This is a genomic window from Microbulbifer sp. TB1203 (assembly GCF_030997045.1).
Taxonomy (GTDB): Bacteria; Pseudomonadota; Gammaproteobacteria; order Pseudomonadales; family Cellvibrionaceae; genus Microbulbifer.
Genome location: NZ_CP116899.1, coordinates 1 through 26,351, shown reverse-complemented (window position 1 = coordinate 26,351; position 26,351 = coordinate 1). Strand labels below are relative to the sequence as shown.

The following is a 26,351-nucleotide window of genomic DNA, read 5'->3' as shown; positions in this document are numbered from 1 at the left end:
GTGTATATCAGAGCCCCCCAAATTGTTCACAGTTAGGCGCAGCTCGCAGGGAATGGTCATTCCATTTTCAAGAGCTGCAACGCAGCTGTGGACCCTCTCTACCAGGTGAAGAGGGGGGGGGCTCCCTTCGGGCGGGCCGCTAAGCAGCCATCTGCGGCGTTGCACTTGCTTGACATAGATGACTATGCCGGCGCAAATGCGCCTTGCATCTGGCCGCTTAGCGGCCCGCTGATATATACAATTAGTACCTTACACCACACTGATGCCAGCCAAACTGCTCAATAGCTTGATAGAGAAGAAAAAATGAGGAAAAAAACGCCGGGGATACTGATTCTAGCCACCACAATAGTGGCGATTGGTTTTTTTGTTTTTCGGGATACGTTCACGCCTTCACTATCCGGGGATGCCTCCAGCCGCTCATCCGCTTTTAAACCGATTCCCTCCGATAAAACAGGCAATACGATGCCCGATGTTGTCGAAAAGGCCGATAACATGCCCGAGGATGAAGACGCAGTGGACGACAACGGTGACGGCGTTGAAGACCTGCAAGCGAGGTATGCCGAAGTTTCAAATAATCCCGATTATCCGCAGTTGGAAGCGCGGCTGGAAGCAATGCAAGAGCGCCAGCCGGGTAGATCGTTTGATCCGGAGAAGGTGGTGGAGACAATGGCCCGAACCGAAGCCTGGGAGCGTGTCGCAACGCATCCCGATGATCTGCCGCTGACTTCTGAACAAAAATTTGACGGCCGTGAATTTATTCACTTTAACCCGTTGCGTATCGAAACGTTGATGCCGGGAGACACACTGAAAATTCCAGTTTGGCAGTTGGGAACGAATTTTGAAATGCGCGTTGATTATGCGGAAACCCATAAAAACGGCAGCGTTACCTGGCACGGGCATCTCGAAAACTACAATGAATCTCATCGCGTAGTCATCACCGTGGGAGAAGGTTTGAGTCTGGCCGGTATTGATACGCCTAACGGGCACTACGTGTTGCAGGCTCACGGCGAATCGGGCTGGATCGCTTCCAGCGAAACGCTTTTTAAACGCAATGAACACGAAACCGATATGGTCACTCCTCCGAAAGGGGGACCGGAAGAAAATCCGTAAAATAAAAAGTCAATATCATGAGGATGGTCTGTCAACGTTAAAAGAAAAATCGGCACATGATCCGCGCAAGCTTGGCTGCGGCGCCAAACAGCCCGCCTGGCGCAGTCACGCTGATCCAGCGGTTTGGCTCGGCAGGCCCCCACCAGAGCCCAGCTCGCCCAACTGGGGCGCATGCCACCGCCCGCCATGTCGGCCGCTTACTAATGCCTAAGTTGCGGAAGCGGAACTGATTTCGACTTATGTCTAATACGCACTACGGGTGCGGAAATGCAGAATGCCGGTAAGTTATAAGACCGAAGAGGCTCCGCTGTGTCCCGAGAAACCGTCCACCCAGTCCCCGCGGCCTACGCCGAACGATCACTGCTGAACGAAGCCGACTATTTCGAGATGTATAGTCGCTCCATCGACGACAGCGAGGGCTTCTGGCGCGAGCAAGGCCGGCGGCTGGACTGGATCAAGCCCTATACCCAGGTGAAGGACGTGTCCTTCGCCAAAGACGACCTGCATATCCGCTGGTACGCCGACGGCACCCTGAACGTCTCCGCCAACTGCCTGGACCGGCACCTGGTCGAACACGGTGACAGCACCGCCATCCTCTGGGTGGGCGACGAGCCCGGGACCTCCCGCGAGATCAGCTACCGGGAACTGCACGCCGACGTGTGCCGCTTCGCCAACGGCCTCAAATCCCTGGGCGTGCGCAAAGGCGATGTGGTGACCATCTACATGCCGATGATTCCCGAGGCGGCGGAGGCCATGCTCGCCTGTGCCCGCATCGGCGCCGTGCATTCGGTGGTTTTCGCAGGCTTTTCCCCGGAGGCGCTGGCCGGACGCATGGACGACGGCAAATCGCGCATCGCAATCACCGCCAACGCCGGAAAGCGCGGTGGCAGATCGGTGGTACTGAAGGAGAATGTGGACAGTGCCGTGGCCCTGTGCCGGGAGACCTCGGTGGACAAAGTAGTGGTGGTCAATTACACCGACGACGAAGTCCCCTGGAATCCCGCCCGCGACTGCGACTACCGCGAACTGGTGGCACAGCAGAGCGACGACTGCGCAGCGGAGGAAATGAGCGCAGAGGACCCGCTGTTTATCCTCTACACCTCCGGCTCAACCGGCAAACCCAAAGGCGTACTGCACACCAGCGGCGGCTACCTCACCTACACCTCCCTCACTCACGAATACGTCTTCGACTACCGACGCGGCGAGCGCTACTGGTGCGCCGCGGATATCGGCTGGGTCACCGGCCACTCCTATATCATCTACGGTCCCCTGGCCAACGGCGCCACCACGGTGATGTACGAGGGCGTGCCCAACTACCCGGACGTGACCCGGGTGGCGCAGATCATCGACGAGCACAAGATCGAAATCCTGTATATCGCCCCCACCGCCATCCGCGCGCTGATGGCCGAGGGCGACAGGCCCACCGCCGGCGCCAGCCTGGAGAGCCTGCGCCTGCTGGGCACCGTGGGCGAGCCCATCAACCCCGAGGCCTGGAACTGGTACCACCGCAGCTTCGGCCGCGGCCGCTGCCCGATCGTGGACACCTGGTGGCAGACGGAGACCGGCGGCGCCATGCTCACCCCCCTGCCCGGCGCCACTGCGCTCAAACCCGGCTCCGCCACTCGCCCCTTCTTCGGCGTGCGGCCGGCGCTGGTGGACAACGAGGGGAACATCCTGGAGGGCGCCGCCGAGGGGAACCTGGTGCTGCTGGACAGCTGGCCCGGACAAATGCGCACGGTGTTCGGCGACCATCAGCGTTTCGTGGATACCTATTTCAGCACCTTCGAGGGCATGTACTTCACCGGCGACGGTGCCCGCCGCGACGCCGACGGCTACTACTGGATCACCGGACGCGTGGACGACGTGCTCAACGTGTCCGGCCACCGCATGGGCACCGCGGAACTCGAGAGCGCCCTGGTGGCCCACGAGGCGGTGGCCGAGGCCGCGGTGGTGGGTTTCCCCCACGAGATCAAGGGCCAGGGCATTTACATCTATGTGACCCTGAACAGCGACCAAGAACCCAGCGAGGAGATGCGCCAGGCCCTGCGCAACTGGCTGCGCAGCGAAATAGGTCCCATCGCCACCCCGGATGTGATCCAGTGGGCGCCGGGCCTGCCCAAGACCCGCTCCGGCAAGATCATGCGGCGCATTCTGCGCAAGATCGCCGCGGACGAGTGCGACCAGTTGGGGGATATCTCCACCCTGGCGGACCCGTCGGTGGTGCAGCAGCTGATCGACGGCCGCGTCGCGCTGGCGCAGACGGCCTAACCCGGGAACGCGGAGCTATTCTTGGAGCGCTGAAGGCTCCAGCTCCGCAGGCTCGGGACTCGGGACCAGGAAAATACTACCCCTGTAGGAGCGGGCCATGCCCGCGATCGATATCACTTCGTAGCTAAGGCCGATCGCGGCCATGGGCCGTTCCTACAGGGAGAAGGAGAACGTACCGGTAGGGAAAAGCCGCTCAGCCGTATTCCAATAGCAATAAACAATAACAAAGTCTCAAGACACCCGCGTACACTACAAAAAGTATAAAATTCGAGCGCGCTGCCCCTGCCCAAGGGGCTATTGATGATGAGGGAGCGATGGCCATGCACTTGTATGCCGAGGATGCGGTACCTAAGTTCATAGTCGCTGACGACCACCCACTGTTCCGCAGCGCCCTGCGCCAGTCCATCACCCAGACTTTTCCCGGTGCCGAACTGTACGAGGCGGAGGATATGCAGAGCCTGCAGCGCTGCGTGGCCGGGCACAGCGATGCCGATCTGTTGTTACTGGACCTGCACATGCCGGGCGCGCGGGGCTTTAGCGGGCTGATTTTTCTCAGCGGCCAGTGTCCGGAGCTGCCGGTGATGGTGGTGTCCGCCAACGAGAAGCCGGAAGTGATGTGTCGAGCGATCGACTACGGCGCCTGTGGTTTCCTGCCCAAGTCGGCGCCGGCGGAGACCATCGCCCGGGCGCTGCAGCAGGTACTGGCGGGAGAGATCTGGTTGCCGGAGGCGGTGGCCGGGCACTGCGGCCGGGAATCCCCGGAGCTGGCGGTGGCCGATGTGGTGGCCTCGCTGACTCCCCAGCAGTTCCGCGTGGCCACCATGCTCGCGGAGGGGCTGCTCAACAAGCAGATCGCCTACGAGATGAACGTCACCGAGGCCACGGTGAAAGCGCACCTCACCGCGCTGTTCCGCAAACTGAGCGTCAGTTCGCGCACCCAGGCGGTACTGGCCCTGGGCAGCCTGGATGTGGAGCCGCCGGGGCAGTTCACCCCGCCGCCACCGAAGCCCTCGCCGGCCCTGGTCTAACCGTTGGGAACTCGCAATGTCGTGCTGTAGGAGCGGCGGGGCGGCCATCCGCCATGCCCGCGATCGGCCTGTGGGTTTAACCACTTCTGATCGCGGGCATGGCCCGCTCCTACAGGGCTCGTCCGCATACTAACCACTCTCCATCACCACCGGCTGCCTCGCCAGCCGTCGCACCAGGTTGCGCAGCGCCGCCGGTTTCACCGGCTTGGACAGGTAGTAGCAGCCCCGCTCCACCGCGGCCTCGCGCACCTGTTCGGAGATGTCCGCGCTGATCAGTATGCCCGGCAGCGGCTGTCGCCAGTGCCGGCCCAACCCCTCCAGGGCGCCGATACCGGTCTCCTCCCGATCCAGGTGGTAATCCACGATCACCAGTTGCGGCGGCTCGCCCCCGGGCCAGACCGCCAGGGCCTCGCCCAGGGAGCGGGCCGCCACCACCCGGCAGCCCCAGCCCGCCAGCAGGCTCTGCATGCCCCGCAGGATCGACTCCTCGTTGTCGATACACAGTACCCGGATTCCCGACAGGTCGCCGCCCGCCGCCAGCGGCTGCGGCCGCGGCCGCGGCGCCACCTCGGCCCGGCCCAGGGGCACGCGGATACCAAACAGGGAACCGCGGCCCGGCGCGGACTGCACGCCGATGGAGTGCTGCAGCAGGTCGGCGCTGCGTTTGGCGATGGCCAGGCCCAGGCCCAACCCCTTGTCTGCGGGCCTCTCCGCGGAGGACAACCGTACAAATTCCTCGAAGATCTGCGCCTGGGCTTCCGGCGCTATGCCCGGACCGGTATCCCACACCTGGATTTCCAGTTCCTCCCCGCGCCGGCGCACCCCCAGCAACACCCGACCGCGAGTGGTGTAGTGCAGCGCGTTGCTGAGGAAATTCTGCAGGATGCGGCGCAACAGGTGGCGGTCGGTGTACACCCAGGCGGCAGTGGGCGCATAGCGCAACAGCAGGCCGCGGCTGGCGGCGATGGCCCGGAACTCCAGGGTAAGGGCGTCGAGCAGTTCCCCCAGCGGAAAGTGCTCACGCCTCGGGGTGAGGTTGCCGGCGTCCAGGCGGCTGATCTCCCGCAGCGCGCTGATCAGTTGCTCCGCCGAGTTGAGCGCGCTGTCCACATGCGCCATATCCTTCAGGGTCTTTTCCCAGGCACAGCTCTCAGCCTTCTGCTGGGCGGAGGCGATAAACAGGCGCGCGGCGTTGATCGGCTGCAGCAGGTCGTGGCTGGTGTGGGCGAGGAAGCGGGTCTTGGCCGCGTGCAGCTCCCGCATCTTCGCCTCCACTTCGGCGCGGCGGCGGTTCTCCGCCTGCAGCGCCTCGTTGCTGCGCAGCAGCTCCGCGGTGCGCTGCTGCACCCGCTCTTCGAGAGTGCGCTTGTTTTCCTCCAGGGCGTCCACCGCAGCGCGGTAGTCGCTGATATCGGTAAAGGTGGTCACGAAGCCGCCGCCGGGCATGGGCGTGCCGCGCACCTCCACGATGGTGCCGTTGAACAGTCGGCGCTCGAAGCGATGGGCGCTGCCGTGGCGCAGCAGTTCCAGGCGCCGCTCAATCTCCGCCTCGATGTCCACACCTTCGCCATAGAGGCCGCGCTCAGCGTTGTAGCGGTACAGATTCGCCACCGGGCAGCCGATATACAGCAACCGCTCCGGGTAGTCGAACAGCTCCACATAGTGCCGGTTCCAGGCCACCAGGCACAGTTCCGCATCTACCACGCTGATGCCCTGGCCGACGGTCTCCACCGTGGTTTGCAGCAGCTCCTGGCTGAAACGCAGCTTCTGTGAGGTACCGTCCACCAGCCGCGCGATATCCTCCAGGCCAAAGGGCCGGTTGCTGCGCAGCAGGTCCACCACTTGGTGTGCGGTGGCGGACCCGACGATACCCGCCAGAATGCTCTCCGACTCCTGCACTACAAAACGCGGCGCCGCATCGTCCGCCAGCAGACGCTGCTGGCTGCGCCGCTCGAAGCCGCTCCAGATCTCCTCGAGGCGCTCCGGCCCCACGAAGGGCTGCATCAGGCTGCGTAGCTGGCCCACCTGAATGGCGGTCAATTCCAGGTCGGCGCTGCGGTCCAGCTCGGTCAGTTCCACGAAGGCGTCCGCCTGGCGGCGATCGCGGGCCTGCGGGCGGCACACAAGGGACACCGCGGCGAACAACAGCAGGTTGACCAGCAGGCTCCAGAAGACGCCGTGGCTCAGCGGGTCCAGCTCCGACAGGCCGAACAGCTGCTCCGGCCTCAGCCACTGCTGACCGAACAGGCCCTGGGAGAGCAGCAGGTGCTGCGGATACACCGCCGGCAGCACCAGACAGTAGAACCAGAGCCCGTAGCCGGCCACCAGTCCCGCCAGCACCCCCAGGCGGTGGGCGCGGCGCCAGTAGAGGGCGCCGATCAGCGCCGGTGCCAGCTGCGCGGCGGCGGCGAAGGACAGCAGGCCGATAGACGCCAGCGGCGCCACCCCGGTGATCGCTTTATGCATGCCCCAGCTCATCAGCAGCAGCAACAGGATGCTGGCCCGGCGGATCAGGCGCAGGTGGTTGCCTAAGGACGCGGCGGACAGGCGGGTGTAGCGGCTAAGGAACAGCCACAGTGGCGCCACCAGTTCATTGGAAATCATCACCGCCAGGGTCACCGCGGCGACGATCACCATGCCGGTGGCGGCGGAAAAGCCGCCGATGTAGGCGAGCAGGGTCAGCGCGCTGTTGCCGCCGACCATGGGCAGGGTCAGTACCAGGCTGTCCGGTTCCGGCAGCCCGAGGGCCAGCATCGGCTCCCCGACCAGGGCGATGGGCAGGATCAGCAGAGAGAAGAGCCCCAGGTACAAGGGCAACAGCCAGCGCGCGGTGCGCAGGTCGCGCTGGTCCTGAAACTCTACCACCGCCATATGGAACTGCCGCGGCAGGCAGACGATCGCCACCGTGGCCAGCAGGGTCTGGGTTAGGAAATTGGCGTCCGGCACCAGGGGGTCCAATTGCCCGGCGGAAAGCACATCGCCGCCGTCGAGCAGCAGCCCGGCGGCCAGCGCGGCCACCGCGCCAAAAGCGAACAGCTTCACCACCGACTCCAGGGCGATGGCCGCCACCACCCCGCGGTTGCGCTCGCGCCCCTCCAGGTGGCGGGTGCCGAACAGCATGGCGAAGAGCCCCATCAGCAGCGCGGTGGCCAGGGCGGTGTCGAGATCGATAAAACTGCCGGAGCCCGGCCCATCGCCGACCGTGTCCCAGGCCATGGTCACCGCGCGCAGCTGCAGGGCGATATAGGGCAGGCTGCCGACGATCGCCAGCAGGGTCACCAGCGCGGACAGCCCCTGGCTCTTGCCGTAGCGGGAACCGATAAAGTCGGCGATGGACGTGACCTTCTGCCGCTCACTCACCAGCATCAGCTTGCGCAGGAAGCCGCCGCCGAACAGGAACAGCAGCATGGGGCCCAGGTAGATGGGCAGGTAGCTCCAGGTACTGTTGACCGCCTGGCCCACGGCGCCGAAGAAGGTCCAGGAACTGCAGTAAACCGCCAGGGTCAGCGCGTAGACCAGGGGGCGGTAGCGCAGCAGCCAGCTCTTGCGCCGCTCGGCGCGCCAGGCCACCCAAAACAGCACCGCCACGTACAGCAGGGCAAAAACCAACAGGAAGGGTTTGCCGATCATTCGCTCACTCCGCGCGACCTTTTTTGTCTATTTGTCGCTTCTGTGCACTTTATAACTGATTGGGAGTGGGAGAGGCTATTGGCGATTGGTCGATGCGTGGGCTAGGCTCCAACGTAAGTCCCTAGCAGCCCGGAGAGGCCGTCATGATTATTGCAACCGATATGCCGGAAGTGACCCAGTGCGCGGTGACCCAGTGCGCCTACAATGCCGGCGCAGCCTGCCACGCCAGAGCGATCACCGTCGGGGAGGGTGACGAGCCCGACTGCGACACCTTTTTCGGTAATTCCCATCATACCAAGAGTGCTCGTACCGCCGGTGTTGGCGCCTGCAAGATGACCGACTGCGTGCACAACGACGACCTGGAGTGCTCCGCGGATGGCATCAAGGTGGGCCCTTCGATCAACTGCCTGACCTATACCCACTAGTTTGTAGGATGGGCAAAGCGCAGCGTGCCCATCAATGGGGGATGATGGGCACGCTGCGCTTTGCCCATCCTACGCCCCTAACCCTACCGCAGGGCGAACCAGATGTCCGCCCATTGCGTTTTCGTCGTTCCGGCGTAGGCCGGAATCCACGTGCCACTAGACTGGATACCGGCCTGCGCCGGTATGACGAGTCAATGAAAACTTGATTTCAAACAGATATCTATAACGCTCTCGCGTCATTCCTGTGCATACTGGCATGACACGTCAATAAAAGCTTGATCGGAAACAGAGCATCTACAGGTCCGCTTCCGGGTCCTCTCTCTTCGCCGCCTTGTTGCCCTCATCGGGCTCACCCATTTTCCAGTAGCTGCTCGCGTAGACATCGCCGCGGCCGACATCGCGCTCCTTTTTGAAATAGGCGCGCAGGCTGCGCATGGTGTCGAACTCACAGGCGGCCCACACATTGACCCGGCCCGGCTGCCACGGCAGCGCCCTTACCGCATCCGCCAGCACGGTGTTGGGCCTGTCCGGGTGCGGATTGGTCACCCAGTGAAATTCCACACCCGGCGGCGCGTCTATCTCCTGCCTGTCCCCCTCTTCCAGGATCTCGATCACCGCATAGCCCCGGGCGTTCCGCGGCATCCGTTCCAGATTGACGCTGAGCGCCGGCAGCGCGGTCATATCGGCGGCGAGGAAAAACCAGTCGGCCTGCATATCCACCAGCTTCTTCGGGCCCGGGCCGAGCACGGTGATGCGGTCGCCCTCCGCACAGTCCATCGCCCAGGCGGAGGCGGGACCGTTGTCGCCGTGGGCGACGAAGTCCAGGTCCAGCTGCAGAGCTTGTGGGTCGAAAGCGCGGATGGTGTAGGAGCGCAGACGGTTTCTCTTGCCCCTTCTGTCCACTGCCTTCACCCCCATCGGCGCCAGCTCGCTCTCCCCTTGCGGCGGGAACACCAGCTTCACATAGCCGCTCGCCTGGTCTTCGGGAAAGCCCCGCAGATCCTCCCCGCCCAGGGTTATGCGGATCATATTGGGAGTCAGTTGGCGCTTGCGGACAACCGTCAGCAGACGCGGTTGTGGAGTAGCCATGAACAGCTCCTGTACAGCTCCATTTCGCGCCAGTGTACCGACAAATTTTCCCCTCAACTAATCCAGTTTGCCCGCGCCGGACTCAATCTCTTCATAATATTCCCTCAACACCCCGAAGGCCTTTTTCTTGATGCCTTTATCATCGATCAGGCCTTTGCGGTTCCAGCCCTGCTGATAAATCGGATGGTTTCTACGGGGTGAGCGGAAATCCGCCAGTATCCAGGGAGAGAGACCGCTGTAGTTGTCCGGCATCCGCTTGAACATGGCCACCTGTTCTTTGTAAAACCACTCCTGGAACTCTTCGCTCCAGCGGGTTTTCTCGTCGGCATAAAAACCACCTTTGGCTCCGGCCCCGGTTTCGCTGAAGAACAGCGGCTTGTCATAGGCGACTTCCCACTTTGCGGTGCGGCAGTCATCCGGCAGACCGCCGTACCAGCCCAGATATTCATTCACCGATACGATATCGGTAAATTCACCCAACGGATCGTCGATGCGGTTGACCCCTTCGTTGTAGCCGACTTCCAGCGCCGCGGAAATCAGGCGGCTGTCATCGAGGGATCTGGCCTTATCGATCAGTGATTTCATAAAGCTGGTGCGCAGGGGGCTGACTGGTGTCTCGTTGCCGACAGACCAGATGATCACCGAGGCCCGGTTCCTGTCCCGGACGATCATTTCCTCCAGTTGGGTTTTGGCCTTGCCCAGCACCTCATCACTGCCGAAGTCGATAGTCCAGTAGACGGGAATCTCCGACCACACCAGTATTCCCATGGCATCTGCCATACGGGTCATCTGCTCGTTGTGGGGATAGTGAGCGAGGCGCACCATGTTGGCGTTCAGTTCCTTCGCCCAGGTGAGGAGCTGTTCCGCGTCCTCCGTACTGAAGGCCCTCCGCACCTGCTGGGGAATCTCCTCGTGAACACTGATGCCGCGCAGGAATACCTGCTCGCCGTTCAACAGTATCTTTTTGCCGGCGGTCTCGATCTTGCGGAAGCCGATGCTGTCCGTAAGCGTCTCGCCGTTGAAGTCCAGCTTCACCTGGTACAGCTTGGGGCTGCCGGGAGACCAGAGCCCCAGGTCTTCCAGCTCGAATTCGAATTCCAGCCGGCTGCCGCTCACCGGGAAACGGCGCTCGAAGCCGAGTTCCGGGACGGCGATGGTCACGTCGCCCTTGCCGGCCTCCCTGTTCAGGTCGACGCTGCCGGACACCAGAAAGCGGCTGTCCTTCTTGGCCTTGCGGATATCCTGTGCCGGGTCCAACTGCAGGGCATACTGCTGAATAAAATTGTCCGGCGTGACCAGCAGCTTGACGTCCCGGGTGATACCGCCGTAGTTCCACCAGTCGGTATTGACCGTGGGAATTTCCTGCGGGTGGCGTTTGTTGTCCACCTTCACTACGAGGAAATTGTCTTTGGTCTTGAGGACATCCGCGGGGATTTCAAAGTTGAACGGCGTAAAGCCACCCTTGTGCATGCCCAGCTTTTTGCCATTCAAGTAGACATGAGCTTCATAGTTGACCGCGCCGAAGTACAGGAATGCCCTCTCTCCCCTTTTCAGTTCTCGCAGGTCGAAATCCCGCTGGTACCAGATGGTACCTTCGTAGTAGGTGAGCGTATCGCTCTGGGAATTCCAGTCCCCGGGCACTTGAATGGTGTAGGGGTCCCGATAGCCGTGTTCCAGCCGGTCGAGCTTATCCTTCGCCACCGGCCGGTTCCAGTAGGCCTCCCGGTCGCCCTCCCCCCGCTCCTTGTACCGGTAGGTATAGAAGCCGGTTTCGTAGGGATCGACGATATAGTGCCAGGTGCCGTTCAGAGAGATCGACTCCCTGCTGTCGGTGTTGACGATCAATTTTTCCATCGCTGTGGAGTCCAGGGCAATCAGGGTAATTGCAAAGAAACTCAATAATTTTTTAATCATAAGCATCACATTGTTACGAAGATTAGAGGGTCAGAACCCTGGGAACGCCGAGCTCCAGCTCGGCAAGCGGGCCCGTGGCCCGCCCGGGCGAACACAAGGTTCGCCCCTACCAAGTACGCTCGTCATTCCCGCGCCGGTATGACAAGCCTATAAATACCGGATTTTAAACAGAGTATCTACAAATCGCCATTTACCCGATCAAGTCGCTTTTTATTTCAAAGGCGGGATTTCTATCGGTTGAATCGTGCCATCATCATTGTAAGACAGCGGCGCCATGGATACACGCCGCTCCCAGTGGCTGGGCCCCTCGACATGATAGAAAAGATACCACTGGTCTTTGAAGTCGGTAATCGACCCATGAACGTTGAACGAATGGCTATCTATTATCTCTCCCTTGAATTCAAACGGGCCCAACGGGCTCTTGGCGGTGCTGTAAAGCATTCGATTGGCTTCACGCTGTTCGGGTGGCCTGGTGGGATAGCTTGCGTAGTAAATTCCATTGCGTTTGTGAACCCAGAGGCCTTCGTAGAACCCGGTCATATCCAAACGCTGAATTGGCCCATCGCGGGTAATCATGTCTTCTTTTAATTTCACCACGCCCAGCTGCTTAGCGCCGCCGACGTATAGATATGCCTGACCATCGTCGTCTATAAAAACATTGGGATCGATCATATATTCAATTCCCGCCTCATGCTTTTTCACCAAGGGCTCGCCAAGTGCGTCCTTAAATGGTCCGACGGGTGAGTCTCCTACGGCTACGCCAATCTGTCCTCCTGCGGTAAAATAAAAATAGTATTTTCCGTTTCGCTCTATGCAATCCGGCGCCCATGCCTCCTCATCAGCCCAGGCAATGTCTTCGAGGCTGAAAATGACACCATGATCGGTCCATGTCTTCATATCGTCCGTGGAAAAAACATGCCAATCCACCATGCCTTTCCAGTTGCGAGCGCCCTTGGCATCGTGGGACGGATAAACATACAGTTTTTGACCAAATACCCGCGCGGACGGATCAGCGTGGAAATCGGGCAGGATGACCTCCTGGCCGAATGCGGAGGTTGCTGCCAGCAACCCCACTGCAATAACGAGAGGTTTTTTCATGGATTCGAACTCCGTGTACTGTCCAGGTAAGGCTTTAAAACAGGAGCCAATTGTTTGGCGACCTTTGCATGACCCAGAGGGGATGGGTGAACACTCGGACTGCTTTTCTTTACATAGTCTACCGGATTGGCAGTTCCATACCCCTCAAGCCACCCGGTGGTGTCAATATAGTGAACCTTGGCATCACCCGCTGCGATTCTGGCATCTACCGCATTTTTGACTTCAGACTCAAACCAACCGTTAAACAGTCTTAGACCGAATATCTCGGCGTTGGGGTAAATGTGCCTCAGGTATGCCAGGAAATCGATGTAACGACTTTGGAAAAGCGCCGGTTCGATGTCGGTGTAATGATCGTTTGAGCCCAGGTTTACGACAATGGCCGCAGGAGTATAGGTTGAAAAGTCCCAGTTTGACGTTGTTGTGTAATTGGGTGTTTGCAATTTGGAATAGGCGGATTCCATTCCTACAGGATGCGCTCCGTATCCATCCACAAGCGCTATGCCAGGATCTGAAATCTGCGTATGCTCGACACCCAACGAGTCGCCGACCAACCATGCAAATGCAGCGCCATTCCCATAGGCGGTATCCGCACCGGTAGTAATCGAATCACCAATGAACTCGACGATCCTATTGTTGGAACTGGAAGGTGCTACCGTCTTTGCACCCGAATCAAGAACCAAACCGTTAAATGCGATTTCATTTTCATCAAACTGTGCTGCAACCCTTAGCGTATGCGTTCCTGAAGGTAGCCCGTTAGGCGTTAAATCAACAGTCCCATTGACATTGCTGAACAATTTATCAGCGGCATCGTCAATCTTCACAAGAAGTGTCGCTGTTTTGTTTAACTTGATTTGTACATTCGCACCCGTAAACCTGACCTTCAGGTATGCTCCACCCCAATAGCTGTGATAGGAATCCGGATCACTTTTGTCCCAGCGGCCGTAATACTCTATATTGGGGTCAGCAGGCTGTACGGCCGTGAATTGTTCAAATTCTGCTGAATTGTCCAATAGTGGCGCATGTCCAGCCCCACTGCTTGTTTCTGCGGCATAAAGCGCCTTCTCATTAGCACATCCTGATGTACTGATTAACAATGCCGTGACTATGAAGAAGATTGCGTATTTTTTCATTTTCTCAAACCAACTCTTAAGGGCAGCGACCGGCCGCATTGGCGGCCGGGAGGGCATTGAACAGTTTTTTCTTGAGGCGGTTAAAAAATTTACTGCCCTGGGCGATTACCAGTTGAACAAGGTTCCGTCCTGCAGGCGGTTTACCGGCAGGTAGGCGGGCTTGTAGGGGTACTCGGCTGCCAGCTCTTCGTTGATATCCACACCATGACCGGGCTTGTCCCCGGGATACAAGTAGCCATCGGCAAAGTGATAATCGTGCGGGAATACTTCATCGGTTGCTTCAGTGTGCGGCATATATTCCTGGATACCGAAATTGGGCACCCAGGTATCGAAGTGCAGCGCGGCGCCCATGCACACCGGGGACAGGTCCGTGGCTCCGTGACTACCCGTACGCACATGGTAGAGGTCAGCCAGGTTGGCAATACGGCGCAAATGCGAAATGCCGCCCGCGTGAACAACAGTTGTGCGGATATAGTCGATCAGCTGCTCGGTAATCAATTGCTGGCAGTCGTGGATAGAGTTGAAAACCTCTCCGACCGCCAGAGGGGTGGTCGTATGCTGGCGAATCAGGCGGAAACTCTCCTGGTTTTCAGCGGGCACACTGTCTTCCATCCAAAACAGGCGGTAGGGTTCCAGATCTTTGCCTACCCGGGCCGCCTCTATCGGGGTGAGGCGGTGGTGAACGTCGTGGAGCAGGTGGTGCTCGAAACCAAATTTCTCGCGCAACCTGTCGAACAGTTTGGGGACGAACGCCAAGTACTTTTCCGTCGACCACCGGCTCTCGGTAGGCAGGGCGGCATCGGCCGGTTCGTAGTGTCTTCTGTCCTTGCTGTTTTTGCTGACCCCGTAGGTAGACGACAGGCCGGGAATGCCGCTCTGGGCGCGAATCGCCTTGTAACCCAGCTCAATAGAGCGCGCAACCTCATCCACGGTTTCCTCAATATCGCCGCCGTTGGCGTGGCCATAGACCATAACGCCGTCGCGGGACTTTCCCCCGAGCAACTGGTAGAGCGGCAAGCCGGCAATTTTGGCTTTGATATCCCAGAGAGCGGTATCCACCGCCGCAATCGCGGTCATGGTCACCGGCCCCCGACGCCAATAGGCACCGCGATAGAGGTACTGCCAAATATCCTCGATCTGCTGCGGGTCGCGACCGATCAGGCAGGGCACCACGTGATCCTGAAGATAAGACACCACGGCCAGCTCCCGGCCGTTGAGGGTGGCATCACCCAGGCCGTAGACGCCTTCGTCAGTCAGCACCTTCAGCGTCACAAAATTTCTGCCCGGGCAAGTCACAATCACCTTGGCGTCTATGATTTTCATGGTCGGTATCTCTTTGAATTGAACGGCACCAGGATAAGCCGGCTCTCCTTGTAGGATGGGCAGAGGAGCGCGGCGACGTGCCCATCTTCCGCGGCCTTGATGGGCACGCTTCGCTTTGCCCATCCTACAAAAATTGCTGCACTGACTCTTAACTTACTGCTCTTCCTGTTTGAGTTAACTGCCGTAGGGTACGCCGTGCGCACCCTACGACTGATCGCGGCCAACGGCGGATGGCCGCTCCGCCGCTCCTACAGGGAGGGAGTAGTTACCCCTCGGCCGCGATATCGATCACCGCATCCCGCAGGCCCTCGCCCGACACGGTGAGCTTGATCTCGCCCGCCTGACCCGGTTTGGCACGCACGATCGCCAGGCACAGGCCGTTGAAGGCCGCGCGCTCCGCCGAAGCGAAGGACACCATGCTGGTGGGATCGCCATTGTCCGTCGCCACCAATTCACCGGGCCCCTCGACGGTGAAGGTGAGATCGTTGTGCGTCCGGGGTACCACCAGCCCGTCTTCGTCGACCACCTTCACCGTCACGAAGGCCAGGTCGAGGCCGTCGGCCCGAATAACCGGCCGATCCGCTTCGGCTTCGAGCGCGGCCGGTGCGCCGGTAGTGCGCACACTGGCTGTGGCCCATCGTTCGCCCTTCTTGTAGGCCACCACTTTCAACTCACCGGGTTGGTATTTCACATGGTCCCAACGCAAACGGTACTCGTATTCCCCCTTTTTCCTGCGCCCCAGGGATTCGCCGTTCAGGAACAGCTCCGCTTCGTCGCCCGAGGTGAACACGTGCACCGGGGTCACCTCACCGATACGCTCCGGCCAGTTCCAGTGCGGCAGTATGTGCGCCATGGGCAGGTCGGGCCGCCAGTGGGACTGATAGAGGTAGAAGCGATCCTTCTTGAATCCAGCCAGGTCGATGACGCCGAAGTAGGAACTGCGCGAGGAATAGTAGGGCGTGGGCTCGCCCAGGTAGTCCCAGCCGCTCCACACGAAGCCGCCGCCGACATAGGGATGCTTCGCCAGGGAGCCGAAGACCTTGTCGGCGGAGGAGCCGAAGGGCGTGGTGTAGAGTTCGTAGGCGCTCACCTGGCCGGACTGCGGATCGCCGCCGTCGCCGTCCTTGACCGGCGCACTGATTTCCCCGGTGACGGGGAAAAGGTACTCCCCGCGGGAGCTCACGGCGGCCGCGTTTTCGCTGCTGAAGATCAGCTTGTCGGGAAAGGTTTTGTGAAATTCCGGGTACAGCGGCGCGGTGCGTATACCCGGGAGACCGGCGTAGGCCGGCGCGTCGCGGATGCCCTCACCCTGGTAGTTCAGGCTGATGGTGTCCATCACCCCGGGCAGGGGCATATGCGGCTTGGCGTAATTCATGGCCGCGGCCGTCGGCCGGGTGGGGTCCTCTTGTTTGGCGATCTCGTGGAGACGCTGCGCCACGGCCGCCCCGGCCTCATCCGTGTACTGCTCGCCGACTTCGTTGCCGACGCTCCACATAATTACCGAGGGATGATTGCGGTCGCGGCGAATAAAGGCGCGCAGGTCCGGCTCATGCCAATCCGGAAAGATAAGATGGAAATCCAGCGGTGTTTTCTTCCGCTCCCACGCATCGTAGATTTCGTTCACCACCAGAAAGCCCATCCGGTCGGTCAGCTCCAGCAGTTCGGGCGCGGGCGGATTGTGGGCGATGCGAATGGCATTGGCGCCCATCTCGCGCAGCATCTCCAACTGGCGCTCGGCCGCGCGGACATTAAAAGCCGCCCCGAGGGCGCCCAGGTCGTGGTGCTGATTGGCGCCCTGCAGGTAGACGGGCTCGCCGTTGACGAATACCCCCTGCTCCGAATCGAAGCGCAGCTCGCGAATGCCGAAGCGGGTTTCGTAGCGGTCGAGGGTTTGCCCGTTCTGCTCCAGGGTAGTTACGGCCACATAGCGGTGAGGCGTCTGTGTGGGCGGCGGTCCCCAGAGGCGGGGTTTTTCAATGGTAACCGCGCTCTCCAGCTCGGCACTTTCACCGGCGGTCAGCGCAACCTGAAGCGGCTCGAAACGGGCAACCGCCTCCTCGACTTTCCGGCCCTCCGTATCCAGCGCGTATATTTCTGTAGCCGCGGTCACGGCGGCGCCCTTGTCCGAGTCGTTATCGATGGACACCGCCAAATGGACCCTGGCGAAGGCTTCGGACACCTGGGGCGTGGTGACGCGGGTGCCCCACTGGCCAATATGGACGGGATGGGTTTTGGTCAGCCAGACATTGCGGTAGATGCCACCCCCCGGATACCAGCGCGAAGAGTCGGGCGGGTTGTCCACGCGGATGGCCAGTTGGTTCTCGCCACCCGGCACCACGAAGGGCGTGATATCCAGGCGCCAGGACGCGTAGCCATAGGGCCAGCCGCCGACCAGGTGGCCGTTCAGCCACACCATGGCGTAGGACATGGCACCGTCGATATCGAGGAAAATGGATTTGCCGGCATCCGACGCCGGAATATCGAGCTTGTTCCGGTACCAGGCCACCCCGGGGCTCGGCAGGCGGCCCATGCCGCCGCCGACTGCGGCATTCTCGCCGGGCAGGAACGGGCCCTCGATCGCCCAGTCGTGGGGTACACGCACGGTTTCCCAATTGCTGTCGTCAAACCCGGTTTGTACGAACGGGAAATCCCTGCCCGGGTCGCCCGATGGGCGCTGGAACCGTTTGGCGGGGTCTTTGATGAAGTCGTTGGCCGTGGGCAGAATCCAGGGCTTGAGCACCGGCGTGTCCGACTCGACTGCGACCGCCTCTGTGGGTTTGGCGTCGGCGGGCCGGTCGTCCTGGTGCTCTTTCACCTCCGGGCGAACATCGTAGATCAGCCCATCGGCGTCCTCCAGCGACGCGTATTTCATAAAGCGCCAGCCTTGATCGAGCAGAATCCGCTCGCGAACGGACGCTTGCGGCGACCCGGCAAGGTCGCTCGAACCCTCACGGTTGGCCATTTGCTTATCGCAAGCGCATAACAAGGCACCGATACTGAAAAACATTATCGTCCGGACAAAGAGAGTTTTTATCGTCATCTTTTTCGCTCAATCGGAGATTATCGAAATGGATATCGCTTTGAGTATTGATATTTGACACTCACGTTTTTTATTCACGTATTGGGTGTTGAATTTTTCTCTCCCAACTTTCTTTCCCAACTTAACTGGACACACGTGGCTTATTACGTCCTAACCCTAACGGTCACGGTTTATTCTTGTCGGAGATGGCCCGACATAAGACGGCTTCAAGCCTCCAAAATCAATCGTGACTCGGTCAACACTGACAGAGGGATCTGTCCCCCATAGCTTGAATCGGTACTTGCCGGGGGCAAGATCCAGTTCCCCGGTTCCGACCATACGGCTTTCCAGCACATTGTCCTGCCAAGGCTGCGCCCCCGGGTCACCCATATTGAATGTAATCCACCGGGGGGCCTCATCATCAATGCTAATGGCGCATCGCAATTGCCGGGATACATCCAGAGGAAAAGCCGGAACAGCCTCTACGATAATCTCGGCTTTTCCGCCCTCGACGACAACCACTTCATATTCCAGAACGGGGGATTCCTGACGAACCTGCGACAAATCCTCAATGTACCACCCTTGCATCGGCTCCAGCAGCATGGCCGAACCACTTCGCCCCAAACCGGCTACCAAACGCCAGGAGGCCACCCTTCCCCCCTGTTTTTGGCTGTACTGGCTGGCTGGCATGGAAATTGCGCCATTAGTCTCTATGTAGGTGCCAGACGGGGCATTCAATTCTTGATTGAATACTGAGACATCTACACGGTAGCGGTGCTTTCCATCGGTAATTTCTATGTCGCCGTCGATGTCCTGGCCGACAGGTGCCTTATCATAGTTGACGGTTACCCAGATACGCTCCGAGTCATCCCTCAACAACCCCCCGTCATCACTTAGCTCTATCCAGGGAGCACTGGTTTTAGCCGACCATTCCTGCAGATCCTGTCCGCGGTTAAAAATGTCGATAAAACGGCGCTCTTCGGTATAACGATTAAATGCCGGGAGACGATTCTCTTCCGTAAGCACCGAAGACAGCTGTCGGGATTCCTGCACGAATTCCACCCCATACAGTTTTGCCCCGTCCCCGCCGGGATGGATCGTCAGTTTGTTCAAGCCGGGCCGCAACACATAATCTTCGACCTCGAGCTTCTGTATCCGGCCAACTGAACCGTCCACCCTGATCGATTTATGGTCATTGAATGTAACCCACCAGGAATTACTATCCTGATCCGGGTGGTCGACCGACAAATTAAGGGTATGAACCCCTCCGGGCCCTCCCTCAAAATAGAATTCAAAGACGGCTTTTGTCGGGCTGTCCACAACATAGGGAATCGTATCCCACGAGTCCGGGCCGGGAATGGTGCGTTTGCTTCCCTTCCCCGGCCATATCAGAAAGGTACCATCCGAATCATTCCCTGTCGCAAGCTCCCCGGATATGTTGGCCTCCGAAGCGCTTATGGTTACCTTCGATTCCCGGGTTTTGATGTCGGGAAGTGATCCAGCCTGCGGTTTTAACGGTTGCGGTTGCCCCTCAATAGCGACACCAACTCCACCAGCGTGTTTTGTTTCAATGCGAGTCGTAATCGGTTCAAAAAATACCGAGGAGCCTTCCTGGTATCCGGGACGATAATCTACAATATGTTCCCATTTGCCACCGGCAACCTCCTGGTTGTAATGGCGGGTCAATTGTTTAATCCGATCGAATGCCGCAAACGCCGAATCGCTCATCCGGTTCGCTGCCGCCCGGCCCTGCTTGGCGTACTCCCTGCTTTTATAGGCATACAACCACTTCTCGTTCATCGCGGTAGCGCCGGCAATGGGATAGTACACCAGCTGAAAGTATGCATCCGAGGCCTGCTCGGGAAGCTCTTTCGAGATTTTTTCTGCGAGGGTATTCAGATCCTGGTAACTGCGCACCCGCTGCTCGACCTCATCACCGTAATGCCACAGGCTGTACAGAGGGTCGCGAACGGGCGGATACCCGGCCCATTGGGATTCATTGAAGCCCATGAATTCAGGTTTCCGTTCGGTGGCAAGCCGGTAGTACTCCCACATCATGTCGGATATCGCTTTCCCATGTTGTTGGGAAATATCCCGTGAAGCAACCGTCTCAAAAAAGTCCCGCAGGTTATCCGGCGTCCATGAGTCGATATTCCAGGCGAGATCCATAAAAAATTCGGTCTCCCACTCGCGGCGTTTCAAATCCCCCACATTGGCAATCCATATGCGATCCATGTTCTGCAGGCTGGCGCGGGTCATTTCGCGCCAAATCAGCGCAGGCGATGTCGGGGACAGCCAGATATAGGGATGAGGCGCCCCGAGATAGGACAGATGATAATAAACCCCCGCACCGCCGGAGCGGTGTTGCTCAGCTTCATTGGAAAACCGCCGGATATATCCATGGTTATCTTCCGGCCATATGATGGTTATCTCTTCCGGAATCTCCAACCCGTTTTCATAGATTTCGAGCACTTCTTTATAGGGGGTAAACGACTGCGGAACTTCGGACACATCATCATTGATATGCTGTTTGAGCAGTCCCCGCTGATCTGAAATTACCTTTTCGAGCAGACTGACCTTGTCTTCCATGGAGCCGGCGCCCACCATGCCCGTGTCGTGAATGCCTCGCATACCTACCGTGTACATGGAGTTCAGCCCCCGGCTTTCCTTCACACGCTGCTCCCAGTACTCGTAAACGGAGGAGGCATTGGTTTGATAATTGAAATCCCCCTGCGTGTGGTGATCCCATTCTCCCACGTTGTTTCGAAGCATCGGCTCGGCGTGGGACGTTCCGACCACGATTTCCCATTCCCGCGCGGTTTCCGGATTCCCCGGAACCTGGAAAAATGGCACCGTGTTCGGGTGCATCGCCGGCCATAGTATATTGGCTTTCAGGCGCAGCATTAGCTCGAATACTTTGGCATAGGTTTTGGGGCCTATATTGCCAACTGACGGCTCAAACGTCTTGGACGCCCAGGGTTCAAGACCCCATCCTTCATCATTGAGAAAGATCCCCCGATACTTAACCGAAGGAGAGGTGGAAAAGGTGTCCTGGTTGCTTACGGATAAAGAGTTCTTCTTCTCAACCGGCACATCCGCCCACCAGTACCAGGGAGAAACACCCATCTTTTTTGAAAGGTCAAACACTCCGTAAGCCATGCCCCTCGGATCACTGCCCACGATAAACATCGCCTGATCGATGCCCGCAGCAGGCTCGGCTTTAAACATATACCCGTACCTCTCCCATTCTCCTGTGAGGCGAGAGGTGTCGATATATCTGCGAATCATCCCGGACGTGACATCCCCAAGGACAATCGCATTCCCTACCACGTTTTCGAGGCTGGTATATACTTCCGGTTTTCGACCGGTGATCGCCTCTATATCCTGAGCCAGTAAGTGTGCGACTATGGGATTTAAGGTAGAACCCTCGACATCGTAAACAATGGAAACTGTTCTGTTTTGGTCTGCAATGGTAAATTGTTCATCGACTGGTTGGCAGCCGACTATCGGCATCAATAAAAGAAGCCACCCCAACAGGGCGAGCACACTTGCGTTATAACGCATAACATTTACCATCAAGACTATTCTTGTCATTCTCCCCTACCGAAAACAAATATTATTATTTATCATACATTTAAGCAACAAGTAGAACGAGACCTGCAATGACTAAAATCACGGTATTATTCGCCTTCCTGTTTGGGGTAGCGGCTTCGGCGGATGCCCAGGAAACCATTCCCCTGTACTCCGGCGAAATCCCCAACGCCATCGAAGCCCCTGACGAGGAATCCGTCAGGGACCCCTCCGCGAAGCACACCTTCAAATTGAAGGTGTCCCGCCCCACACTATCGGTCTACCTGCCGGACCCGCAACAGGCCAACGGGACCGCGGTCATCATCTGCCCCGGCGGTGGCTACACCGGACTGTCCGTCGTCAAGGAGGGCAGCGAGGTCGCCAGGGCCTTCAACGAAATGGGCGTGGCCGCTTTCGTGCTCAAGTACCGCACCCCGAGCGACCGGTATATGACCGATAAGACCACCGGCCCTTTGCAGGACGCGCAGCAGGCCCTCCGGGTGGTGCGCCGAAACGCGAAAAAATGGCGCGTCGATCCCGGCCGTGTGGGCATCGTCGGCTTTTCCGCCGGCGGCCACCTGGCCTCCACCGCCGGCACCCACTTCGATCGCCCGGTGGTCGCCACCTGGAAGAGGGACAACCTCAGACCCGATTTCATGGTACTGGTTTACCCGGTTATCAGCTTCACCGAGAGGCAGGCACACCCGGGCTCGCGCGCGAACCTGCTGGGGCCCGAGCCGCCCGAAGCACTGATCCGGCGCTACTCCAACGAACTCCAGGTAACGGCCGAAACCCCTTCCACTTTTCTGGTCCACGCCGGCGACGACCGGGCGGTACCAGTCGGAAACAGTATTGCCTTCTACCAGGCTCTGCACGCCCAGGGTGTATCGGCACAGCTCATCGTCTACCCCGAGGGCGGCCACGGCTTCGGCCTGCACAACCCCACCACCCCGGACAGCTGGATCGAGCGTTGCCGGGACTGGCTGGCGAGCCGTGGCCTGCTGACCGCGCAGGACACGTAAAAGGTTGTAGAACGGCAGCATGCAGTGAACATACAGCATGACCATCAAGGGGTTAGAAGTGGTTTCACAACGTAGGGAGCGGATGCTTGGCGGTGGCCACCGGAGCCCAGGAAGCGCAGTATATACGCAGCACTTGAGCATTCCGGGCACCGCCAAGCGATACCTTCTCTCAGAGAAATCCTGAGATTGGGTTTATCAGAACCTCGCATTAATACCTATAAGATAACGCGGTCCGGCATACTCGATTAAGCGCATACGCTCCTCGACATCCGCATAGTGAGAGACCTTTTCATTGGTCACATTTACTGCCGATGCAGATACCGTGATGTTCTCGGTGAGATCATAAGAAGCGCGCAGATCCAGTTGTCCATAGGCGTCAACATGCCTGGGCAGACCTCCATCTTCCCGGCGACTCAGGTAATTGCCGCGCCAGTTGTAAGCAGCGCGGAATTGAAACCCATCCTTGTCGTAGAAGCCGATAATGTTGTAGGTGTCTTCGGCAAACCCTTCGAGTCCTGCCTCCGGTTCCCGGACATTTTCCAATCCAAGCTCTTCTACGGAGTCATCTTTACTGGTGAGGTGAGTGTAGTTCGCCTGGACGCCCAATCCGCTGAGGATTCCCGGGAGGTAATCGAAGTGATGCAAAGCGGCAACTTCGACGCCGGTAATGCTGCCGCCCGACCGGTTTTCCTTTTGCGTAATCGTTTCAACCAGATTCCCGAATCCGGGCACATCCACAGTTGAGTCGACATAGGCTCCATCGACAAAGATATCCGGAGAGTGATCCTGGGTGATGATTGTCGAAATGAAGTTGCTGAGGTCCTTATGGAAGAAGTTTACCGCATAGGCGTCACCATTGTCGCTGTAGTATTCCAGGGACAAGTCGAACTGCTTGGCTTCGTAAGGTTCAAGATAGGGGTTGCCGCCACCGCTGGAGAAGGTTCCCGCGTGGTTGTTGCTGTACCAACGATTAACACCGATATCCTCGATCTTGGGACGACTCATCACTTTGGATGCCGCCGCGCGGGCCACAAAGCCGTTGGCGAAGTCAAGGCTGAAGTTGGCACTGGGCAGGAAGCCGCTGTAGCTGTTGTCGATGGTAACCGCTCGATCTTCGGTAAAGGTCGTGTCTATCAAGGGCTCACCGCTACTATTGACGCCGGCCACCATCGACAGGCGGTCTCTTCTGTGGCCGGTTGACGAAGTGTCGGTTTCCAGGTAGCGCAGACCAAGGTTACCGCGCCATTCGTAGGCCCCAAGCTGACCTTCAAAGTTGAACTGGGTATAAAGCGAGGTTGTTTCTTCAGTGGTTTCTACAGAGGCGTTCTCAATCAACTCCTTTTGTGGCCAGTCATCACCGCGTAGCTCCTGGATTGCAGCGTGGTACGCATCGATATCATCGACCAGGATAAAATCTCTCGGAAAGTTTCCATCCTCTTCCGAAAGGAAGTCACTGACTGAACTCACCGAGAACACGGAATCCGGCATGTCCCGGAAGGTGCCACAGGTATTGTATTGGCGCAGGTTGGGATCGCCCCAGGAAATATCCTTGTTTTTGCAGCCGTCCGGCGCTGCAAAAATATCTTTCGACTTGGTGCGGTCACCGTAAGCTATACCGGCATCGATGGACACCAGAGTGCCCATATCCATATCATAGCTTGCATCAAATTTCAGATCTGTTATTTCATCTTTTAGACGGGAATCCCGGACGTCGTTCCAGTGCGCCCTGGCGTTGGCCGGGTCAGCGTAGTCAACGGTGGTCGCAAACTCCACGACATCACTGTTTAACGTATTGTAGGTAAACTCATTCAGGCCGTCGTCACCATTGATATAGTTCGGCACCATCGAGTGGGAGGCAACGGTTGCATCCGCCTTTGATATGGAAGCATCGAAATTCAGTGACAGCCTTCCGAATTCGGCTTTGCTGTTAAAGCCAATAGCCTTGGTTTCAGATTCGGTGCCGCTCACACTGAAGAAGCCGTCCAACGGGTGGCCGCGCATATCCTCCGCACCCTGAAATTTTTCAGCTGCCAGAATGGTGTTGTTGTCTGAAACCACGACATTCCGCCATCCATTGCGCTGGAGCGGAACCTGCAATCCCTGGCCGAGCGCCACATTCCCGAAGTCGCTGTATAACAAGTCCAACGTGTGGGTAAAGGTCTCGGAAGGAGCCCATTGCAAAGTGACGTTGGCAGCGGTTCTTTCACGCTCTTCCTGGGCGATTCCGAATTGATGGCGACCGGCAAACCGGAGTTGCTCGGGTGTTACGACCTCGCCTTCGGTGTTGACGATGTCACCAGTGACGGCGGTGGCCGGCAGAACGCTCCAGTGGCTGGTGGAGGTGGAATCGATACGGTTTGACGACTCCTGCATGGAAAGGCCCACAAGAACGCCAAAGGTGTCATCTGCAAAGGTATTACTGAAGATGCCGGAATACTGAGGACTGTAGTCGCCGGACAGCGCATTGTGTTTGCTGTTGATCGAACCGGCGATCTTCAATCCCGGATCATCTAAAGGGCGGGCTGTTTTAACATTGACATAGGCGCCAATGCTACCGGCAGGTGTTTTCCCCATGGGGGTTTTGGCAACGTCCGCCCCGGAAATCAACTCTGAAGCGAGTATCTGAAAATCGAAGTCACGCCCTTCTGATGTGGTTGCCAGTGTACGTCCATTGAGCTTTACAACGTTGAAGGCGGGCCCAAACCCCCTTACGGTAATTTTTGACCCCTCCCCGCGGTCGCGGTCAATACTCACGCCGCTTATCCGCTGCAAGGATTCTGCCACGTTTTGATCGGGGAACTTACCGATATCTTCAATGACGATGCTGTCTTGAATGACTGAACTATCTCTCTTCAGTTCAGACGCTGCCTGCAAGCTTTTGCGAATCCCTAGTACCTCCACTTCCTCTACTAATGCAAGCTCCTCTCCCACAACACCGGATGAAATCATCGCCAGGATAGCTGCTGCCAATTTATTTTTATAAAACATGATGGTCATAGCCTCTCTCTATCAATCTTTAAAATTCCAGACATCCAGAGCAGCCTTTCTCCAATGCAAGGGAGACTTGATACTCGCCAACCCATTGAGAACGACGCCGCAGAAAGACGGAAAGTATGTGTAGCCTATGTAATGTTATTTATACTATAAGTACTACAATACGATTGTTGCCAATCCCGACCCTAAAGTCAACAACACTGTGATGCATCCATGCAGGAACGGGCTGCCAACACCCTCCCTCCCAAGATGAATGGTGCAGCACGTGTGGTGTGGTCGTTAAAGGTTTTGCTCTCGAAACAGAGGACGAAAAAGAAATAATGTTGTCGCCGGTAACTATTCAGCAACTTTTATCCCATAACCGCACTAAATCCAGGAAATCCTCCCAACAACATACACCTTCAGCTGTCAATGACGTTGGGGCGATCACCCTGCCAGTGCGGACGTAATGGCATACCTGACTTTGAGTGATATTATCACGCTCATTGAGGATCAGGTTAAAAATTGAACATCATCAAAAGCAGATTTAGCCTGGAGTTCAAGCTGGAGGCAGCGCAGTTAATTGTTGGCCAGGGGAATAACAGTAAGAGCCGCTTGCGAAGCTAGGGGAGTCAGCAAATCTACCATGGAGTCGTGGGTGCGGAGGTTCCGCTCACGTGTTGAAGAAGAGAAAGAAATCCTAAAAAATTCTACCACTCTCTTGATGTCGGACTCGCCGAACGATTGGGAAC

At 58.3% G+C, this 26,351-nt stretch carries 14 protein-coding genes; 5 read left to right on the top strand and 9 right to left on the bottom strand.

The window, feature by feature from the left end; genetic code table 11:
* Nucleotides 1-303 precede the first annotated feature (303 nt).
* The 3 genes from PP263_RS00070 to PP263_RS00060 all read left to right on the top strand — a co-directional run bounded on the left by PP263_RS00070 (nt 304) and on the right by PP263_RS00060 (nt 4,406).
* A complete protein-coding gene (locus PP263_RS00070; protein WP_308366350.1) occupies nt 304-1,110 on the top strand; it encodes a hypothetical protein in 807 nt (268 codons plus the stop codon).
* Between the two features lie 309 nt (nt 1,111-1,419).
* On the top strand, nt 1,420-3,378 hold the full coding sequence (gene acs / locus PP263_RS00065; protein WP_308366349.1) for an acetate--CoA ligase: 1,959 nt from the start codon (nt 1,420-1,422) through the stop codon (nt 3,376-3,378).
* 320 nt (nt 3,379-3,698) lie between these two features.
* On the top strand, nt 3,699-4,406 hold the full coding sequence (locus PP263_RS00060; RefSeq protein WP_308366348.1) for a response regulator transcription factor: 708 nt from the start codon (nt 3,699-3,701) through the stop codon (nt 4,404-4,406).
* A gap of 129 nt (nt 4,407-4,535) precedes the next feature.
* Here PP263_RS00060 and PP263_RS00055 read toward each other — a convergent pair whose 3' ends face one another.
* Nucleotides 4,536-8,036: a NahK/ErcS family hybrid sensor histidine kinase/response regulator gene (locus PP263_RS00055; RefSeq protein WP_308366347.1), complete on the bottom strand. Its 3,501-nt coding sequence runs from the start codon at nt 8,034-8,036 to the stop codon at nt 4,536-4,538.
* A gap of 143 nt (nt 8,037-8,179) precedes the next feature.
* On the opposite strand from PP263_RS00055, the gene PP263_RS00050 reads away from it, so the two are divergent.
* On the top strand, nt 8,180-8,461 hold the full coding sequence (locus tag PP263_RS00050; RefSeq protein WP_308366346.1) for a DUF1540 domain-containing protein: 282 nt from the start codon (nt 8,180-8,182) through the stop codon (nt 8,459-8,461).
* Between the two features lie 294 nt (nt 8,462-8,755).
* Here the strand turns inward: PP263_RS00050 and PP263_RS00045 are convergent, their stop codons facing one another.
* From PP263_RS00045 to PP263_RS00015, 7 genes are all read right to left on the bottom strand, one after another.
* Nucleotides 8,756-9,550, bottom strand: coding sequence for a siderophore-interacting protein (locus PP263_RS00045; RefSeq protein ID WP_308366345.1), 795 nt, complete (start codon nt 9,548-9,550; stop codon nt 8,756-8,758).
* 57 nt (nt 9,551-9,607) lie between these two features.
* On the bottom strand, nt 9,608-11,464 hold the full coding sequence (locus PP263_RS00040; protein ID WP_308366344.1) for a glycoside hydrolase family 2 TIM barrel-domain containing protein: 1,857 nt from the start codon (nt 11,462-11,464) through the stop codon (nt 9,608-9,610).
* Between the two features lie 210 nt (nt 11,465-11,674).
* Nucleotides 11,675-12,562, bottom strand: coding sequence for a family 43 glycosylhydrolase (locus PP263_RS00035; RefSeq protein WP_308366343.1), 888 nt, complete (start codon nt 12,560-12,562; stop codon nt 11,675-11,677).
* Nucleotides 12,559-13,692, bottom strand: coding sequence for a GDSL-type esterase/lipase family protein (locus PP263_RS00030; RefSeq protein ID WP_308366342.1), 1,134 nt, complete (start codon nt 13,690-13,692; stop codon nt 12,559-12,561). The genes PP263_RS00035 and PP263_RS00030 overlap by 4 nt, the downstream gene beginning before the upstream one ends.
* A 105-nt stretch (nt 13,693-13,797) precedes the next feature.
* On the bottom strand, nt 13,798-15,015 hold the full coding sequence (gene manD, locus PP263_RS00025) for a D-mannonate dehydratase ManD (protein WP_308366341.1): 1,218 nt from the start codon (nt 15,013-15,015) through the stop codon (nt 13,798-13,800).
* Nucleotides 15,016-15,280: 265 nt separating this feature from the next.
* Nucleotides 15,281-17,977, bottom strand: coding sequence for a beta-galactosidase GalB (galB, locus tag PP263_RS00020; RefSeq protein WP_308366340.1), 2,697 nt, complete (start codon nt 17,975-17,977; stop codon nt 15,281-15,283).
* 234 nt (nt 17,978-18,211) lie between these two features.
* A complete protein-coding gene (locus PP263_RS00015; protein WP_308366339.1) occupies nt 18,212-21,598 on the bottom strand; it encodes a glycosyl hydrolase 115 family protein in 3,387 nt (1,128 codons plus the stop codon).
* A gap of 98 nt (nt 21,599-21,696) precedes the next feature.
* Here PP263_RS00015 and PP263_RS00010 point away from each other — a divergent pair, with 98 nt between their 5' ends.
* The gene (locus tag PP263_RS00010; RefSeq protein WP_308366338.1) at nt 21,697-22,626 is read left to right on the top strand and encodes an alpha/beta hydrolase; all 930 of its coding nucleotides are present in this window, start codon (nt 21,697-21,699) and stop codon (nt 22,624-22,626) included.
* Nucleotides 22,627-22,821: 195 nt separating this feature from the next.
* Here the strand turns inward: PP263_RS00010 and PP263_RS00005 are convergent, their stop codons facing one another.
* Entirely contained in the window at nt 22,822-25,623 is a 2,802-nt protein-coding gene (locus PP263_RS00005; protein ID WP_308366337.1) for a TonB-dependent receptor, read from the bottom strand.
* Nucleotides 25,624-26,351: the final 728 nt, after the last annotated feature.

Coding starts and splice junctions, on each gene's coding strand:
- PP263_RS00015 (WP_308366339.1), bottom strand. CDS start 21,598: ATGCGTTATAACGCAAGTGTGCTCGCCCTGTTGGGGTGGCTTCTTTTA.
- PP263_RS00055 (WP_308366347.1), bottom strand. CDS start 8,036: ATGATCGGCAAACCCTTCCTGTTGGTTTTTGCCCTGCTGTACGTGGCG.
- PP263_RS00030 (WP_308366342.1), bottom strand. CDS start 13,692: ATGAAAAAATACGCAATCTTCTTCATAGTCACGGCATTGTTAATCAGT.
- PP263_RS00070 (WP_308366350.1), top strand. CDS start 304: ATGAGGAAAAAAACGCCGGGGATACTGATTCTAGCCACCACAATAGTG.
- PP263_RS00040 (WP_308366344.1), bottom strand. CDS start 11,464: ATGATTAAAAAATTATTGAGTTTCTTTGCAATTACCCTGATTGCCCTG.
- manD (WP_308366341.1), bottom strand. CDS start 15,015: ATGAAAATCATAGACGCCAAGGTGATTGTGACTTGCCCGGGCAGAAAT.
- PP263_RS00005 (WP_308366337.1), bottom strand. CDS start 25,623: ATGACCATCATGTTTTATAAAAATAAATTGGCAGCAGCTATCCTGGCG.
- PP263_RS00010 (WP_308366338.1), top strand. CDS start 21,697: ATGACTAAAATCACGGTATTATTCGCCTTCCTGTTTGGGGTAGCGGCT.
- PP263_RS00050 (WP_308366346.1), top strand. CDS start 8,180: ATGATTATTGCAACCGATATGCCGGAAGTGACCCAGTGCGCGGTGACC.
- galB (WP_308366340.1), bottom strand. CDS start 17,977: ATGGCCAACCGTGAGGGTTCGAGCGACCTTGCCGGGTCGCCGCAAGCG.
- PP263_RS00060 (WP_308366348.1), top strand. CDS start 3,699: ATGCACTTGTATGCCGAGGATGCGGTACCTAAGTTCATAGTCGCTGAC.
- PP263_RS00035 (WP_308366343.1), bottom strand. CDS start 12,562: ATGAAAAAACCTCTCGTTATTGCAGTGGGGTTGCTGGCAGCAACCTCC.
- PP263_RS00045 (WP_308366345.1), bottom strand. CDS start 9,550: ATGGCTACTCCACAACCGCGTCTGCTGACGGTTGTCCGCAAGCGCCAA.